The 16,060-nt window shown below is 61.4% G+C and carries 12 protein-coding genes; 6 read left to right on the top strand and 6 right to left on the bottom strand.

The window, feature by feature from the left end; all coding sequences use genetic code 11:
• Positions 1 to 45 precede the first annotated feature (45 nt).
• Complete coding sequence (locus tag ACZ5WQ_RS17400; protein WP_338213384.1) at positions 46 to 633, bottom strand: TetR/AcrR family transcriptional regulator; 588 nt, start codon at positions 631 to 633, stop codon at positions 46 to 48.
• Between the two features lie 154 nt (positions 634 to 787).
• Positions 788 to 1,273, bottom strand: a complete 486-nt coding sequence (locus ACZ5WQ_RS17395; RefSeq protein ID WP_088274689.1) for an FKBP-type peptidyl-prolyl cis-trans isomerase — start codon at positions 1,271 to 1,273, stop codon at positions 788 to 790.
• Between the two features lie 164 nt (positions 1,274 to 1,437).
• Here ACZ5WQ_RS17395 and ACZ5WQ_RS17390 point away from each other — a divergent pair, with 164 nt between their 5' ends.
• The 3 genes from ACZ5WQ_RS17390 to ACZ5WQ_RS17380 are packed head-to-tail and all read left to right on the top strand — an operon-like array spanning position 1,438 to position 5,741.
• Positions 1,438 to 2,637 carry an acetate/propionate family kinase gene (locus tag ACZ5WQ_RS17390; protein ID WP_233049032.1) on the top strand — a complete coding sequence of 400 codons (1,200 nt, stop codon included), beginning with the start codon at positions 1,438 to 1,440 and terminating at the stop codon, positions 2,635 to 2,637.
• Positions 2,638 to 2,639: 2 nt separating this feature from the next.
• Positions 2,640 to 4,775: a phosphate acetyltransferase gene (gene pta / locus ACZ5WQ_RS17385; protein ID WP_338213392.1), complete on the top strand. Its 2,136-nt coding sequence runs from the start codon at positions 2,640 to 2,642 to the stop codon at positions 4,773 to 4,775.
• Between the two features lie 45 nt (positions 4,776 to 4,820).
• Entirely contained in the window at positions 4,821 to 5,741 is a 921-nt protein-coding gene (locus tag ACZ5WQ_RS17380; protein WP_233049031.1) for an acyltransferase, read from the top strand.
• A 418-nt stretch (positions 5,742 to 6,159) separates the two neighbouring features.
• Here the strand turns inward: ACZ5WQ_RS17380 and ACZ5WQ_RS17375 are convergent, their stop codons facing one another.
• The 4 genes from ACZ5WQ_RS17375 to ACZ5WQ_RS17360 form a co-directional block, all read right to left on the bottom strand.
• The gene (locus tag ACZ5WQ_RS17375) at positions 6,160 to 6,813 is read right to left on the bottom strand and encodes a YiaD family glycine zipper/OmpA-like lipoprotein (RefSeq protein WP_088274683.1); all 654 of its coding nucleotides are present in this window, start codon (positions 6,811 to 6,813) and stop codon (positions 6,160 to 6,162) included.
• 68 nt (positions 6,814 to 6,881) lie between these two features.
• Positions 6,882 to 7,523 (bottom strand): MBL fold metallo-hydrolase, encoded by a 642-nt coding sequence (locus ACZ5WQ_RS17370; protein WP_335600207.1) that lies wholly within the window; start codon positions 7,521 to 7,523, stop codon positions 6,882 to 6,884.
• A gap of 174 nt (positions 7,524 to 7,697) precedes the next feature.
• The gene (locus ACZ5WQ_RS17365) at positions 7,698 to 9,059 is read right to left on the bottom strand and encodes a DUF1329 domain-containing protein (RefSeq protein WP_233049029.1); all 1,362 of its coding nucleotides are present in this window, start codon (positions 9,057 to 9,059) and stop codon (positions 7,698 to 7,700) included.
• Between the two features lie 454 nt (positions 9,060 to 9,513).
• Positions 9,514 to 11,199, bottom strand: a complete 1,686-nt coding sequence (locus tag ACZ5WQ_RS17360; RefSeq protein ID WP_464382759.1) for a fatty acid--CoA ligase — start codon at positions 11,197 to 11,199, stop codon at positions 9,514 to 9,516.
• Between the two features lie 237 nt (positions 11,200 to 11,436).
• Between ACZ5WQ_RS17360 and ACZ5WQ_RS17355 the strand changes: the two genes are divergently transcribed.
• The 3 genes from ACZ5WQ_RS17355 to urtB all read left to right on the top strand — a co-directional run bounded on the left by ACZ5WQ_RS17355 (position 11,437) and on the right by urtB (position 16,029).
• Positions 11,437 to 12,618 (top strand): acetyl-CoA C-acyltransferase, encoded by a 1,182-nt coding sequence (locus tag ACZ5WQ_RS17355; RefSeq protein WP_464382758.1) that lies wholly within the window; start codon positions 11,437 to 11,439, stop codon positions 12,616 to 12,618.
• A 363-nt stretch (positions 12,619 to 12,981) separates the two neighbouring features.
• Positions 12,982 to 14,280, top strand: coding sequence for an urea ABC transporter substrate-binding protein (urtA, locus tag ACZ5WQ_RS17350; protein ID WP_228247731.1), 1,299 nt, complete (start codon positions 12,982 to 12,984; stop codon positions 14,278 to 14,280).
• Between the two features lie 102 nt (positions 14,281 to 14,382).
• Positions 14,383 to 16,029, top strand: a complete 1,647-nt coding sequence (gene urtB, locus ACZ5WQ_RS17345; protein WP_285676847.1) for an urea ABC transporter permease subunit UrtB — start codon at positions 14,383 to 14,385, stop codon at positions 16,027 to 16,029.
• Positions 16,030 to 16,060: the final 31 nt, after the last annotated feature.

Below are 16,060 nucleotides of genomic sequence, written 5' to 3'. Positions count from 1 at the left end.
CCAGCAGGCGAGCTGACCAGTCGTCTTGTCTTGGTGAAATAGCTTTCAGGGCTGAAGCAGACGCTCCAGCTGCTGAATGAACACGCGCAAGGGACCAATCTGACGATCCGCCTTCATGCGCAACAGGGCACCCTCCCAGGCGGCGCTGATAAACCCGGCCAGTTCCGCCGGATTCTGATCAGCCGCAATCTCGCCTGCGGACTGCGCTTCGGCCAGACAATCTGCCAGCACCTGATTGGAACGCTGCAGGATGGCACTGGCGGCATAGCCTATAGGCTGGCTTTCCTCCGCCATTTCATGACACAGGCTGCCAATGAAACACTGATGACTGGGCTGTTCCTGGTTGGCGAAATACCCAACCAGATCACGATAGCAACGCAGAACGCGTTCGCGCGGCGACAGCTCGGGCACACTCAGGGCATCGGCAAAACGCTCGATACGCGGCGTGTAGTAGTAGTGCAGCGCCTGAATGGCGAAGTCTTCCTTACTCTCGAAGTAATGATAGAAAGACCCCTTGGGCACACCGGCGCCCTGGGTAATCTCCTGCACGCCAGTGCCGTTATAGCCCTTGCGCAGCATGACGCTGGTACCCGAGGCGAGAATGCGCGCGCGTTTATCTTGAATCGTGTTCATGCCGAGCACTATACGACCGGTCAACTTCACCTGATAGAGCGAAATAATCAATATAAATACCGTTGATAATAATCAATCAGCAGAAAGCAGCAGCGCGTTCCTGCAGACATAAAAAAACCGGGCCAGGGCCCGGTTCTCATGCTGCCATTACCACTTAGTGGTGATGACCGCCTTCGCCGTGGATATGACCGTGGGCGATTTCTTCTTCGTTGGCGTCACGCACCGCGACAACCTTCACTTCAAAGGTCAGACGCTCGCCAGCCAGCGGGTGGTTGCCGTCGACGGTGACTTCATCACCTTCCAGCGCCTTGATGGTAACGATCTGCATGCTGCCGTCCGGACCGGAGGCGTGGAACTGCATGCCGACTTCCAGCTCGTCGACACCTTCAAACATGTTGCGACCCAGCACGGCGATCAGCTCGGCGTTGAACTCGCCATAGGCCTCTTCCGGCTCGACGGTTACTTTGACGTCGTCACCGGCCGCCTTGCCTTCCAGCGCCTTTTCCAGGCCCGGAATGATATTGCCGGCACCGTGCAGGTAAACCAGCGGCGCACCACCGACGGACGAATCCAGCACTTCGCCATCGTCATTGGTCAGGGTGTAGTCGATGGACACGGCCTTGTTGGCGGCAATCTGCATAATCTCTTTCCTGTGATTGAGGGTATAAGAGGCTCGAGTGTACGCGTTATGGCACCGAAACGCACGGCTTGACCCGACCAGTGGGTCACCGGAAGATAGCCGAACGCAATCGATATCCGGCGGTCCATAGATGACATCCGGCTGAAAGGAACTCGCACAATCCCATGACAAACAGACTGGTCCTGGTCATCAACGGAGGCAGCTCCTCCATCAAGATGGCGCTGCGCCGCGAAGACACACCGGGCGCCCTGTTCGACGCCATCGCCGAGCGACTGAACACCTCGCAGGCCTGCTACACCACCTCTGACGGTGAGCGCGGCGAGCTCGCCAACGCGACCCATCTGGATGCACTGAACGCCCTGTTACCAATGGTTGAGCGCCATCTTGATCAACCGCTGAGTGCGGTCGGCCACCGGGTGGTCCATGGCGGAGAGCGCTTTACCAGCGCGCAACTGCTCAACGACGACATCATCGCAGGCATCGAAGCCAACGTCCCGCTGGCACCATTGCATAATCCGGCCAACCTGACCGGTATCCGCGCCGCCATGCAGCTGCTGCCGCAGACGCCACAGGTTGCGGTGTTCGATACGGCATTTCACCAAACCATGCCGCCGCACGCCTTCCGCTACGCGCTGCCCGACGAGCTGTACGCCGTGCACGGCGTACGCCGTTACGGCTTTCACGGCACCAGCCACAAATACGTCAGCGATCAGGCCGGTCTGCTGACCGGTCTCGGCAAGGGCAACGGTGCCTGGCTGACCGCCCATCTCGGCAATGGCTGCTCCAGCTGCGCCGTGCTGGACGGACGCAGCATGGACACCAGCATGGGGCTGACGCCCCTTGAGGGCCTGGTCATGGGCACCCGCAGCGGCGACGTTGACCCCAACCTGCACGCCCATCTGGCCCGCACCCTGGGCTGGGACCTGAACCGTATCGAGCAGTTGCTCAACCGCGAGAGCGGACTGCTCGGCCTGTCCGGGCTGTCCAACGACATGCGTGAGCTGGAGCAGGCCCGCGCCGACGGCCATAGCGGCGCGCAGCTGGCGATCGAAGTATTCTGCTACCGCCTGGCTCGCTCGCTGGCCGGTCTGTCGGTTGCCCTGCCGCGTATCGACGGCCTGATCTTTACCGGCGGCATCGGCGAGAACTCAGCGCTGACCCGCGCACTGACCCTCAAGCACCTGGCGGTACTGGGCCTGCGCATCGACCCGGACAACAACAGCGCACTGCCGCGCGGCCAGGCAGGTCGCATCGAGGCAAAAGGGTCACCGGCCATTCTGGTAATTCCTACCGATGAGGAGCGCCAGATAGCCGAGGAAAGCCTGGATCTGCTCGATACCCAGCCAAGGAGCCAAACGGCATGAGCCTGCACACGTTTTTCGTCGCGCCGACCGGCTTCGGTGTCGGCCTGACCTCCACCAGCCTCGGCCTGATCCGGGCGCTGGAACGGACCGGCCTCAAGGTGCACTTTCTCAAGCCCATCGCCCAGCCGCACCCCGGGGACGACGGCCCGGAGCGCTCCAGCGAACTGATCAGCCGCACCCTGGGGTTGTCGCCGCCGCCGGCCATGCCGCTGGCGCAGGTTGAGCACCAGTTGGCCATGGGCGAGCTGGACGAGGTACTGGAGGAGATTGTCAGCCGCTACCAGCAGGCAGCCGACGGTGCCGATGTGGTGGTGGTTGAAGGAATGGTCCCTACCCGCCAGAGCAACTACGCCGCGCAGATCAATCAGCAACTGGCCAAGAGCCTGGACGCCGACGTGATTCTGGTGACCGCCCCTGACGGCGACGACTTCACCACCCTGGCAGACCGAATCGAGATCAATGCCCAAACCTTCGGCGGCCCCAAACACCCCAAGGTGCTTGGCGTCATCATCAACAAGGTACGGGCACTGGCGACCGATACCGCGACCGACATTCCCGACCGGCCGACACTCAAAAGCACACTCAAGGACTTCGCCCAGAGTCTGCGCGAGGCATCCAGCCGACTGGATACCGACGACTTCCGCCTGATCGGTTGCGTGCCCTGGCAGGACGAGCTGAACGCGCCGCGCACCGCCGACATTGCCGAGCTGCTCAAGGCGACCACCTTCCACGCCGGCGAGATGCAGCAACGCCGGGTGATGGAAATGGCGCTGTGCTCGCGCACCGTCCCCAACATCATTCATCTGCTGCGCCCGGGTGCATTGATCGTCACCCCCGGTGATCGCGACGACATCATAATTGCCAGCTCGCTGGCGGCACTGTCCGGCACACCGCTGGCCGGCCTGTTGCTGACCGGCGGCTTTGAACCCAACCCGCGCGTCATCCAACTGTGCCAGCCGGCTCTGGATCAGGGCCTGCCGATTCTGGGCGTGCCGACCGACACCTTTGCCACCGCGACCCAGCTCGACCGCATGAACCGCGAGATTCCGATTGATGATCGCGAGCGCGCCAACAAGGTGACCGATTTTGTTGCCAGCCATATCGACCACGTCTGGCTGGCCAAGCGCTGCGATACGCCACGTGAGAAGCGCATGTCGCCACCAGCCTTTCGCTACGAACTGGTGCGCCAGGCCCAGCATGCAGCCAAGACCATCGTGCTGCCCGAGGGCGACGAGCCGCGTACCGTACAGGCCGCTGCCATCTGCCAGCGCCGCGGCATCGCCAACTGCATTCTGCTGGCCAAGCGCGAGTCGGTTGAAGCCGTTGCCCGCGCCCAGCACATCAGCCTGCCGGAGGGCCTGCAGATCGTCGACCCCGACCAGGTGCGCGAGCGCTACGTGGCGCCCATGGTCAAGCTGCGCGAAGGCAAGGGCCTGAACGAGCCAATGGCGCTGCAACAGCTGGAAGACAACGTGGTGCTGGGCACCATGATGCTGGCACTGGACGAGGTCGACGGACTGGTGTCCGGCGCCATCCACACCACCGCCAACACCATTCGCCCGGCCTTTCAGTTGATCAAGACCGCCCCCGGTTACAACCTGGTGTCGTCGATCTTTTTCATGCTGCTGCCCGAGCAGGTGCTGGTCTACGGCGACTGCGCGGTCAACCCCGAGCCCAATGCCGAGGAACTGGCCGAAATCGCTATTCAGAGTGCCCGGTCGGCAGAAGCCTTTGGCATCCCCGCACGGGTCGCCATGATCAGCTACTCGACCGGCAGCTCCGGCAGTGGCAGCGAGGTAGAAAAGGTCCGCGAGGCGACCCGCCTGGCCCGCGAGCGGGAGCCCGGACTGTTGCTGGACGGCCCACTCCAGTATGATGCCGCCGCCATCGCCAGCGTCGGCCGCCAGAAGGCGCCGGACAGCCCGGTGGCCGGACAGGCAACGGTATTCGTGTTCCCTGACCTGAACACCGGCAACACCACCTACAAGGCAGTGCAGCGCAGCGCCAACGTGGTAAGCGTCGGCCCCATGCTGCAGGGCCTGCGCAAGCCGGTGAACGACCTGTCACGCGGCGCGCTGGTCGACGATATCGTCTACACCATTGCATTAACCGCGATCCAGGCCTACAACAACGAGTAACCCATAACACGGCCGCCCGCCAGCGGCCCCTGGACGAGCCAACCCATGCTGTCGTTTCTGCCTGCCCCCGTGCGTGGCATTATTGCTGCCCTGCTGCTGGTGCTGAACACCCTGTTTCATGCACCGATTCTCTTCGTATTCGCGCTGATCAAACTGGTGCCCATACCGCCCCTGCGCACCTGGTGCACCCGGGTAATGATCCGCATCGCCGAGTTCTGGATCAGCTGCAACAGCGGCTGGATGGCGCTCAGCGGGCGCACCCGCTGGGATATCGAAGGGCTGGAGCGGCTCGACTACAACGGCTGGTATCTGGTCACCAGCAACCACCAGAGCTGGGTGGATATTCTGGCTCTGCAGCATGTACTCAACCGCCATATGCCGATGCTCAAGTTCTTCCTCAAACAGGAATTGATCTGGGTCCCCATCATCGGCCTGTGCTGGTGGGCGCTCGATTTCCCGTTCATGAAACGCTACACCAAGGCCTACCTGGCCAAGCACCCGGAAAAGGCCGGCCAGGACCTGGCAACGACCCGCAAGGCCTGCGAAAAATTCAAGACCACCCCGGTTGCGGTGTTCAACTTCCTTGAGGGCACCCGCCTGACACCGGCCAAGCACCAGCAACAACAGTCCCCTTTCACCTACCTGCTCAAACCCAAGTCCGGCGGTGTCGCCTTTGTGCTTGATGCCATGGGCGAGCAGCTGCGCTCGCTGCTGGATATCACCATCCACTACCCCGACGGCAACCCGAGCTTCTGGGACCTGCTGTGCGGAAAGGTCAGGCACGTGGTCATGCACCTTGAACTCAAGCCGATTCCGGCAGCATTTCTCGGCCGCAACTACCAGGAAGACGAAGCCTTCCGTGCCGAGTTTCAAGCCTGGGTCAACCAGCTGTGGACCGACAAGGACGCCCACCTGGCGCGCCTGCACCAGCAGTACCCGACGCCGATGGATCGCTCGACCCATTGAGTTCTCACGGCAATAAGATGGTTCATCGCGCGAGTCCGGGTGTGATGCGATCCGCTTTTCCAGCGCGATAAACCGAATGCTCTGATGGTGGAGTGCGCACCGGGGTTCGTCCCGTTTACGCGGGCGAGTAGCGCAGGGCTGGCGGGAAAAAGAGTCGCAGCATGTTTGAGGGGCGCAGCCCCGAGTTCTGCGACTCCCCGTCGGCCCGAGCAACGCAGCGAACCCGAAGGGCCGCGTAGCCGGGTGCCCGGGGGGATCGCCAAGGGGGGCCGGGCAAGCGGCCCCCCTTGGCTCGCCGTAAAGGCGAAAGGCTGAATCAGCCCCAGCTCAATAAGGAAGTAATTCCCCCATTAACCCGCGACGAATCCAAAAAAGGCCAACCGGTTTCCCGGTTGGCCTTTTGGCTTGCATGCTGTGATCAGAGCTGACGCAGGGTGATCTCGACGCGACGGTTCTGCGCGCGACCCGCTTCTGTATCGTTGCTGGCGATCGGCTGGCTCGGGCCAACACCGGCGCTGCTGATACGCGCACCGCTGACGCCCTGGCCGGCGATATAGGATGCAACACTGGCGGCACGCTCACGCGACAGACGCATGTTCAGCTCCATGGAGCCGGTGCTGTCGGTGTGGCCAACGATGTTGATGCCGTTCTTGTCGAACTCCTGGAACACCTTGACCAGCGAATTCAGCGTCGGATAGAAGCTGCTGGAGATGTCGGAGGAGCCGGAGGCGAAGGTAATGTTGCCCGGCATGACCAGCTGCAGGGTGTCGCCGTTACGGATGACCTGCACGCCGGTGCCGGTCAGCTCCTGACGCAGGCGCTGTTCCTGCTTGTCGACGTAGTAGCCATAGCCACCGCCAGCAGCGCCACCCACGGCCGCGCCGATCAGAGCGCCCTTGGCACGATCATCGCTGCTGGAGGTCGCCGCGCCGATGGCTGCACCGGTCAGCGCGCCAATCCCGCCATAAACAGCCGACTTACCTGCCTGCTGCTCACCGGTGTAGGGGTTGTTGGTGCACCCGGCAATCATCAGTGCGCAGGCACCTGCAATAATCAAACCTTGGCTTTTCATGGTAATTCCCTTGTTCTGGTTGGTTCTGTGTCCAGCCCGCACAGACTGGAACGGAAAACGCGCGGACATCAGCCGCGAATAAACGGATTCTCGCGAATCTCGTCACCAATGCGGGTGTCGGGCCCGTGCCCGGTCACCACAACCGCATCTTCATCAAGCGTATAGAGTCTTTCGCGAATCGATCGTTCAATCTGACGATAGTCTCCGCCCCACAGATCGGTACGACCGATGCCGCGGCGAAACAGCGTATCACCGGCAATAAGCAACTTGCCCTCCGGGAACCAGAAACTCATCGAGCCCGGGGTATGCCCGGGCGTATGCAGGGCAACACCGCAGCCACAGGCCAGCTCCTCGTCATCCTGCAGCCACTGGTCCGGCGCCGGCGCCGGTTTGTAGGGAATGCCGAACATCTTGCACTGCATTTCCAGACTATCCCAGAGAAACTGGTCTTCCTTGTGCAGATGCAGGGTCGCGCCGGTCAGCTTTTTCAGCTCACCGGAGGCGAGAAAGTGGTCGAGGTGGGCATGGGTGTGAATGATGCTGACCAGCTTGAGCCCCAGCTCGTTCAGACGCTTGACGATAAATTCATGGTCTCCGCCCGGATCAACCACAATCGCCTTCTTGCTGATCGGATCACCAATCAGGGTGCAGTTGCACTGCAGCGGGCCAACGGGAAAGGTTTCACGAATCAGGGCAGGTACTGAGGTCATCTTGCGTCCGGAAAATGGCAATGGGCATACGCCGCGCAACTGGCACGACGGAGACTGTCCTGTTCCGGAGTATAGGGAGCCTGACGCCCGGCGGCCAGCCGCCGATGGCCAATGCCGCCAGTAGAATGCACAACGCCCGACAGAGCCGGGCGTTGTGTCTACTGCAACGAACGCTTAGCGCACGCCGGACTGACGCAGGGCAGTCGGAGTGAACTCGACACTCGAGGTCTTGTAACCGTAGTTGTAGTTGGCACGCTCTTCGTTGTTTGCGCCCATCACCAGGTAACGGCCGGCGACCAGGTCGTACAGGGTTTCCATGGTGTAGCCCAGCACCTTGTCGGCATAACGCTGAACCGAGTGCGCCTCGGCTACACGCCACAGCTCGCCGCGACCATCGTAATGATCGATGTGGGCAGCCTGCCAGGAGTCCTCATCAAGGAACAGATGACGCTTGGCATAGATATGACGCTCACTCGGCTTGACGTTGGCAACCACTTCCCAGACGCGGTGCAGCTCATAACGCGTCAGGTCCTGGTTGATATGGCCGGCCTGGAAGATCTGGTCATATTTGAGTTGCGGCGAGCCCAGCTCGAAGTTGTTGTAGGAGATGAACATTTCGCGCTTGCCAACCAGCTCCCAGTCGTAGCGATCGGGGGCGCCGTTGTACATGTCCAGGTTGTCGGAGGTACGCATGCCGTCGGCCGCAGTACCCGGACCATCGTAGGACACCTGGGGAGCGCGGCGCACGCGACGCTGGCCTGCGTTGTACAACCACGCCATACGCGGCGTCGCTACCTGGTTGATGGTCTCGTGAACCAGCAGAACGTTACCCGCCAGACGCGCCGGATCGGTTACCTGCTGCTTGAAGTAATAGAGCATGTCGGTCGGCGCGCTGGCGTCGTAATCCTCCAGACCGGCCGGTACGGCGTACTCCTCGACAAAACGCACCACGTTGAAGTTGCCATTGGTCTGCGGGGTAGCCTGCACTACGGTGCGCTGGAACGCGTTGCCGCGGTAGCGGGTAATGTGGTTCCAGACGACTTCCAGCCCATCGGCCGGAATCGGGAAGGCATAGGCCAGGCGATAGTCGGTCAGACCATTACCGCCCTGAACCAGCTTGGTGCTGGTCGCGTTGGCAGCCGCAGCGTCGTATACCGCCTGCGGGAAGGCAGCAGAGCGATGGCTGGCAAATACGCGCATCTTGAAGGTGTCGGGGTAGCGCTTGAACATGGCAATCTGGCCCGGCGCCAGGTTCTCGGCATACTGTTCATAGTTGGCTGCGGTGATGACAAACAGCGGCTGCTCACCGGCGTAGGGGTTGGCCAGGAAGCCGTTGGCATCGACCGGCGCGGCATCGGCTGCCAGGCCGCCGGTCCACTCGGGAATGGTGCCGGCTGCGTTGCCGGCAACCTCTGCGCCAACCGGGGTCAGGCTGCTGCCCAGCTTGGCGGCGTCCTGCGCGCTGACCGCAGCAAACGCCGTCGGCGCAGCAAGCGCAGTGGCCAGAGTCAAAGAAGCAATAGTGATGGGTTTCATGGGTTCGCCCTGTTTTGCTTGGAGTTGTTTGGGGTAACCGGCCATCAGCATGCGCATTGCCACAACCATGACCGGTGTTTATCCCTCAAGGAGCACACACGGTGCCTGCCGTCAGACTTTCGGACGCGCAACATCGCCCGCATTACCCGAAATGATAGACACAGGGGCAACGCAGCGACGGGTTTTATTAGGATTCTTATACGACTTGAGAGGCCAGAGACTCTACTGATTGACTACGGGCTAAGCAAGCCCGTTCGTCCCATAGGGCAAATATAAAGAACCCGCACAAAACCCGTAAAACCCACCTAGAACGGGCCATACAGAAACAGACCGAACGGTCACACCGCCACAATGGCGAGACAAAACACCCGTTATGATTCACCTTGCCATGGGTAGCGAACAGGCAAAAAAAACCGCATCGTAAAAACGATGCGGTCATTCACTGGCAGACGAATCAGGTGAGCGAGGAAATGCACTCCGCACCGGCGTCCAGCCAGCCGGCGATTTCAGTGCGAATGCGCTTCTTGTCGAGCTTGCCGACGCTGGTCTTGGGGATTTCCGTCACCACCGCAATCTGACGCGGAATCGCCCACTTGTTGATATGCCCCTCTTCAACAAAGGGCATCAGGTGCTCGGCCATCGCGTCTGCGGTGACTGTCTGACCGGCGGCGGGGACAATCAATGCGAACGGACGCTCGTCCCAGCGCGGGTCAGGCACGCCCACCACCGCTACTTCAGCAACCAGCGGACTGCGGCTGATCAGGTCCTCAAGCTCGAGGGACGACAGCCACTCACCGCCGGTCTTGATCACATCCTTGATGCGGTCGCGAATCTCGATAAAGCCCATCGGGCTGATGGTTGCCACGTCACCGGTGTGCATCCAGCCGCCGGCCCACAGTTCCTGACTCTTCTCCGGCTCGCGGAAATAGCCCTGGGTCAGCCAGGGTGCGCGCAGCACCAGCTCGCCCTGGGTCTCACCGTCCTGCGGCAGCAGAGTGCCATCCGGTGCCATGATCTGCGCCTCGACCAGCGGACCGGGCACACCAGCCTTGATGCGATGAGCGATCTGCTCGTCTTCCGATGCCTGCTCCAGCTCCAGGTTAAGGTAGCCGGCAGAGATCATCGGGCAGGTTTCCGACATACCGTATGCGGCGCCCAGCTGCATGCCCTTGGCCTTGGCCGCCAGATACAGCGAACGATTCAGTGCGCTGCCACCGATGATCACGCGCATGCCGCCAAAGTCGAAGTCCTTCGCACCTTCGGCGTTCAGAACCATCTGCAGAATGGTCGGAACACAGTGCGAGAACGTCACCTTGTGATCCTTGATCATCTGCACCAGACGTTCGGGCTCGTAACGGCCCGGATAGACCTGCTTGATCCCCAGCATGGTGGCGGTATACGGGATGCCCCAGGCATGAACGTGGAACATCGGCGTGATCGGCATGTACACATCACGGTTGCCGAGCTGGCGAATGCTGTCGAGCGCAGACAGTGAAGCCGCCTGCCCCAACGTGTGCAGAACCAGCTGACGATGGGTGAAGTACACACCCTTGGGGTTACCGGTGGTGCCCGTTGTATAGAAGGTCGTAGCAACCGAGTTCTCATCGAAATCGGCGAACTCGTAGGTTGGCTCAGCCGCGGCCAGCAGTTGCTCATACTCTCCTGCAAAGCCTGGGAGGTCGGCGGTTTTATCGTCTTCGTCGGTCAGCAGGATAGTCGTGGTGACCGTGGTCAGGTCATTTTCAATGGCCTTGTAGATCGGCACGAACTCACTGTTGATCAGCACCACCACGTCTTCAGCGTGGTTCATGGTGTAGAGAATCTGATCCGGTGACAAACGGACGTTGATGGTATGCATGACAGCACCCAACATCGGCACTGCGAACATGCACTCCAGATAGCGATGACTGTCCCAGTCCATCATCGCAACGGTATCCCCAGCCTTGACGCCGGCCTTGGTCAGGGCGTTGGCCAGACGACAGATGCGCTCGTTGAAGGTGCGGTAGTCGTAGCGAACCAGATCGCGATAGATGATTTCCTGCGTACGCTCATAACGCTGCCCGGTCAGCAGCAGGTTTTTGATCAGCAGCGGAGTGGAGCGTGCCTCGTCGGCCGGCTTGAGGATACGAGTATTGAGCATTGAATGACCTACTATTTTTAGGATTGTCAGGGCATGGCATAAGTTGAAAAACGTTAGCGTGGCCTTGCGAGAGTAGCTGCATTGGCCAAGCCGTAGAAAGCGAAAATCATCATACGGATTTTCTTTAAACCCATCATGCGTATAATTGTAAACAAAGTCGTTTTGTGACTGAACCTGGATTCATAGTTTCAGATCACCCTCTTGTCGTTGTCTCATCCATTTATTCAGGAGCCGGTAATGTCGGACCAAAGCATCGTAATCGTCAGTGGCGTTCGCACCCCCATGGGTGGTTTTCAGGGTAGCCTGTCCAGCATCAGCGCAGTCGACCTGGGCGCCATCAGCATTCGCGAAGCCGTCAGCCGTGCCGGCATTCCTGCCGAAGCGGTCGAAGAAGTGATCATGGGCTGCGTTCTGCCCGCCGGCCTCAAGCAGGGCCCGGCCCGCCAGGCCAGTCTGAACGCCGGCCTGCCCGCGGCTACCGGCTGCACCACCATCAACAAACTGTGCGGCTCCGGCATGAAGGCCGTGATGCAGGCGCACGACGCCCTCAAGGCCGGCAGCGCCAGCATCATGGTTGCCGGTGGCATGGAAAGCATGTCCAACGCGCCCTATATCATAGAAAAAGCCCGCAGCGGCCTGCGCATGGGCCATGGCGAAATCAAGGACCACATGTTCTTTGACGGTCTGGAAGACGCTCGTAGCGGCCGCCTGATGGGCTCCTTCGCCCAGGACACCGCCGACCAGAACGGTCTGACCCGTGAGGACATGGACGCCTACGCGATTGAGTCGCTCAAGCGCGCCCAGGCCGCCATCGAAAGCGGCGTGCTGGCCAACGAAATCATCCCGGTCACCGTCAAGACCCGCAAGGGCGAGGTCGTGGTCAAAGACGACGAGCAACCGCTGAACGCCAATCTGGACAAGATTCCGACGCTCAAGCCTGCGTTCAAGAAAGACGGCACCGTCACCGCCGCCAACGCCAGCTCCATCTCCGACGGCGCCAGCGCGCTGGTGCTGATGACCGCCGCTGAAGCCGAGCGCCGCGGCCTGAAGCCGCTGGCCCGTATCGTCGGCCATGCGACCCAGAGCCAGGATCCGAGCGAGTTCACCCTGGCTCCGATTGGCGCCATGACCAACCTGTTCAACAAGACCGGCTGGACTGCGGCGGATGTTGATCTGTTCGAAATCAACGAAGCCTTTGCCATGGTCACCATGCTGGCGATGCGCGAGCACGGCCTCGACCACGCCAAGGTCAACATCTACGGCGGCGCCTGCGCCCAGGGTCACCCGGTAGGCTCTACCGGTTCACGCCTGATCGTCACCCTGATCAACGCCCTGCAGCAGACCGGCGGCAAGCGTGGTGTCGCCTCGCTGTGCATTGGTGGTGGTGAAGCTACCGCAGTCGCCATCGAGCTGATCTGACGCAACAGGCCCGGGCCGCGCAAGGCGGCCCGGGTTATCGGCATTCCCTGAGCCCTTCCCGCACAAAATCCTGACCACGCACCACCCTTTCGCACCAAATTCGTGCACTGCACCACGGCACGGCACGGCAGACCACCACCGCGCAAACCGTTCCAATTCTCGACCGAGCTGTCCACAGCCCCCATTCCAGCGCCCTTTGTCCTGAACAATGTCAGCCAATGGCAAAGCTGGCACGTTCTCTGCTCTGTCCTGTTCACAGGCTGCCTCGCCAACGACGGCCTGCATGGTCAAGCGCCCACGGCCAGACCAGCAGCATCACGCAACAGCCAGAATTTCAGACAACAACAGAGAAAGGAAAGGAACATGACTCTGAAGAAGATCGTCAAACAGGTCGGCGCACTCGGCGTCGCCTGCAGCATGGCCCTTGGCGCACTCAGCGCACAGGCCGAAGAAACCATCAAGGTCGGCGTGCTGCATTCGCTGTCCGGCACCATGGCCATCTCGGAAACCACCCTGAAAGACACCATGCTGATGCTGATCGAAGAGCAGAACAAGAAAGGTGGCCTGCTCGGCAAACAGCTCGAACCCGTTGTCGTTGACCCGGCCTCCAACTGGCCGCTGTTCGCCGAACGTACCCGTGAACTGCTGGAACAGCACGGCGTGGACGCCATCTTCGGCTGCTGGACTTCCGTTTCGCGTAAATCGGTTCTGCCCGTCGTTGAAGAGCTGAACGGCATCCTGTTCTACCCGGTTCAGTACGAAGGCGAAGAGTCTTCCCGCAACGTGTTCTACACCGGCGCTGCGCCGAACCAGCAAGCCATTCCGGCGGTTGACTACCTGAAGGATGAAGTCGGCGTCGAGCGCTGGGTTCTGGCCGGTACCGACTACGTCTACCCGCGCACCACCAACCGCATTCTGGAGGCCTATCTGAAGGCCAACGGTGTGGCTGAAGAAGACATCATGATCAACTACACCCCGTTTGGCCACGCTGACTGGCAGAACATCGTTGCCGAGATCAAGCGTTTCGGCAGCGCCGGCAAGAAGACTGCCGTGGTCTCCACCATCAACGGCGACGCCAACGTGCCCTTCTACCGCGAACTGGGTAACCAGGGCGTGTCCGCCGAAGACATCCCGGTTGTAGCCTTCTCCGTTGGTGAAGAAGAACTGTCCGGTATCGACACCGCTCCGCTGGTCGGCCACATGGCTGCCTGGAACTACTTCATGAGCGAAGAGACCCCGGAAAACGAAGCCTTCATCAAGGCCTGGCACGACTATATCGGCGACACCAAGCGCGTCACCAATGACCCGATGGAAGCGCACTACATCGGCTTCAACATGTGGGTCAAAGCGGTTGAAGCAGCCGGCACCACCGATACCGACAAGGTCATCGATGCCATGGTTGGCGTGGAAGTTCCGAACCTGACTGGCGGTACCAGCAAAATGCTGCCGAACCACCACATCACCAAGCCGGTCCTGATCGGTGAAATCCAGGACGATGGCCAGTTCCTGACCGTTTCCCGCACCGAAGAGCTGGTCCCGGGCGACGCCTGGTCCGACTACCTGGAAGGCAGCAAGGACCTGATCTCCGACTGGACCGCGCCGATCAGCTGCGGCAACTACAACACCCAGACCAAGAGCTGCGTCGGCGCCACCGCCGAGTAATCAGCCGCCATCTGACGGCGGGCCCAGCGCCCGCCCCTGTAACCGGGGCGCCCATCACGCCCCGGTTGCATGTTCAGCGTGAACCTCAATCAGGACGATGCCATGAACTCCATCTGCCGTCTGACACCCCGGCATGCCGTGCAGCAATGGCTTACCCGTTTGCTGCTGCTGTGTGTGTGCAGTCTGCCCCTGCACGCCAGCGCCCAGGAGGCTGAACCAGCCCCTGCCCAACCCACCTTCGACGAACTGGTCAGCCAACTGGCGACCGGCAACCTGCGCCAGCGCGCAGCCACCGTCGAGCAACTGGCCACCCATCAAGACGAACGTCTGGCCGATATTCTCAACGCCCTTGTTGCCGGCGACCTGCTGGCCAGCAAGGACAAGCCACCGGTCATCGCCATTCGCAGCGGTGACCAACTGACCAACGCCCTGGATGGCTCAGACCTGACCGGCGCTGCCGGGCTGCGCCGCATCCCGGTGAACAACAGCCTGCGCACCCAGCTGCGCGGCATGGTTGCCCAGCTCAACCTCAGCCACCCCGATAGCGACAAACGCTATGACGCCGTACAGCGCTTTATCCGTGACGGTGTAGACGGCGAGACCGCCGCCCTGCTGCGCGAGCACCAGCCAACCGAAGAATCCGGCCGCGTCAGCGACGCGATCGACGCCGCGCTGGCCCTGTTCGACCTGCAAACCGGCGACCGCGATCAACGCACGGCCGCCATTGACACCCTCAGCGGTTCTCTTGAGCAGGAAGCCCGCAACGCCCTGCGCAGCGTCGCCGAGAACGACGAAGACGCCGAGTTGCGCAGCGCTGCCGCCAAGGCGATTGAATCCATTCAGGGCCGCATCGAGTTCTACCGTTTCATCGAGAACGTATTCTTTGGCCTCAGCCTGGGCTCGATCCTGCTGCTGGCCGCCATCGGCCTGGCCATCACCTTCGGCGTGATGGGCGTGATCAACATGGCCCACGGCGAGCTGATCATGATCGGCGCCTACACCACCTGGGGTATTCAGGTGCTGTTCCCCGATCTGATCGAATGGAGCCTGCTGATTGCCATTCCGGCAGCGTTTCTGATCACCGCGCTGGTCGGCATCGCCATCGAACGCGGCGTGATCCGCTTCCTCTACGGCCGCCCGCTGGAAACCCTGCTGGCGACCTTTGGCCTCAGCCTGGTGCTGCAGCAGGCGGTACGCACCCTGTTCAGCCCGCTCAACCGTTCGGTCACCTCACCCGAGTGGATCAGCGGTACCCTGAGCATCAACCCGGTGCTGTCGATCACCTATACCCGTCTGTACATCCTGCTGTTCGGGCTGGCGGTGTTCTTCGCCCTGCTGCTGGTGATGAAACGCACCACCCTCGGTCTCAAGGTCCGCGCCGTCTCGCAGAACCGCGCCATGGCCCGCGCAGTGGGTGTGCGTTCCAACTGGATCGACGCCCTGACCTTTGGTCTGGGTTCCGGTATCGCCGGGGTCGCCGGGGTCGCGCTGTCGCAGATCACCAACGTCGGCCCCAACCTCGGCCAGGCCTACATCATCGACTCGTTCATGGTGGTGGTATTCGGCGGCGTGGGTAACCTCTGGGGCACGCTGGTCAGCGCCATGAGCCTCGGCCTGATCAACAACTTCCTCGAGCCCTGGGCCGGCGCCATGCTCGCCAAGGTACTGGTGCTGATCATGCTGATCCTGTTTATCCAGAAGAAACCCAAGGGACTCTTCCCGCAGAAAGGGCGCGCCGCGGCTGACTGATCGCCGCCGCCGTTTCCTTTTTACAACCGAA

Source organism: Halopseudomonas sp. T1L2, assembly GCF_055397385.1.
This window is presented reverse-complemented; position numbering and strand designations above follow the sequence as displayed.

What these genes read in the sequence shown, in the direction of transcription:
- urtB (WP_285676847.1), top strand. Translation starts at nt 14,383, where the DNA reads ATGAACTCCATCTGCCGTCTGACACCCCGGCATGCCGTGCAGCAATGG.
- ACZ5WQ_RS17375 (WP_088274683.1), bottom strand. Translation starts at nt 6,813, where the DNA reads ATGAAAAGCCAAGGTTTGATTATTGCAGGTGCCTGCGCACTGATGATT.
- ACZ5WQ_RS17355 (WP_464382758.1), top strand. Translation starts at nt 11,437, where the DNA reads ATGTCGGACCAAAGCATCGTAATCGTCAGTGGCGTTCGCACCCCCATG.
- ACZ5WQ_RS17395 (WP_088274689.1), bottom strand. Translation starts at nt 1,273, where the DNA reads ATGCAGATTGCCGCCAACAAGGCCGTGTCCATCGACTACACCCTGACC.
- ACZ5WQ_RS17400 (WP_338213384.1), bottom strand. Translation starts at nt 633, where the DNA reads ATGAACACGATTCAAGATAAACGCGCGCGCATTCTCGCCTCGGGTACC.
- ACZ5WQ_RS17390 (WP_233049032.1), top strand. Translation starts at nt 1,438, where the DNA reads ATGACAAACAGACTGGTCCTGGTCATCAACGGAGGCAGCTCCTCCATC.
- ACZ5WQ_RS17370 (WP_335600207.1), bottom strand. Translation starts at nt 7,523, where the DNA reads ATGACCTCAGTACCTGCCCTGATTCGTGAAACCTTTCCCGTTGGCCCG.
- ACZ5WQ_RS17360 (WP_464382759.1), bottom strand. Translation starts at nt 11,199, where the DNA reads ATGCTCAATACTCGTATCCTCAAGCCGGCCGACGAGGCACGCTCCACT.
- ACZ5WQ_RS17380 (WP_233049031.1), top strand. Translation starts at nt 4,821, where the DNA reads ATGCTGTCGTTTCTGCCTGCCCCCGTGCGTGGCATTATTGCTGCCCTG.
- ACZ5WQ_RS17365 (WP_233049029.1), bottom strand. Translation starts at nt 9,059, where the DNA reads ATGAAACCCATCACTATTGCTTCTTTGACTCTGGCCACTGCGCTTGCT.
- urtA (WP_228247731.1), top strand. Translation starts at nt 12,982, where the DNA reads ATGACTCTGAAGAAGATCGTCAAACAGGTCGGCGCACTCGGCGTCGCC.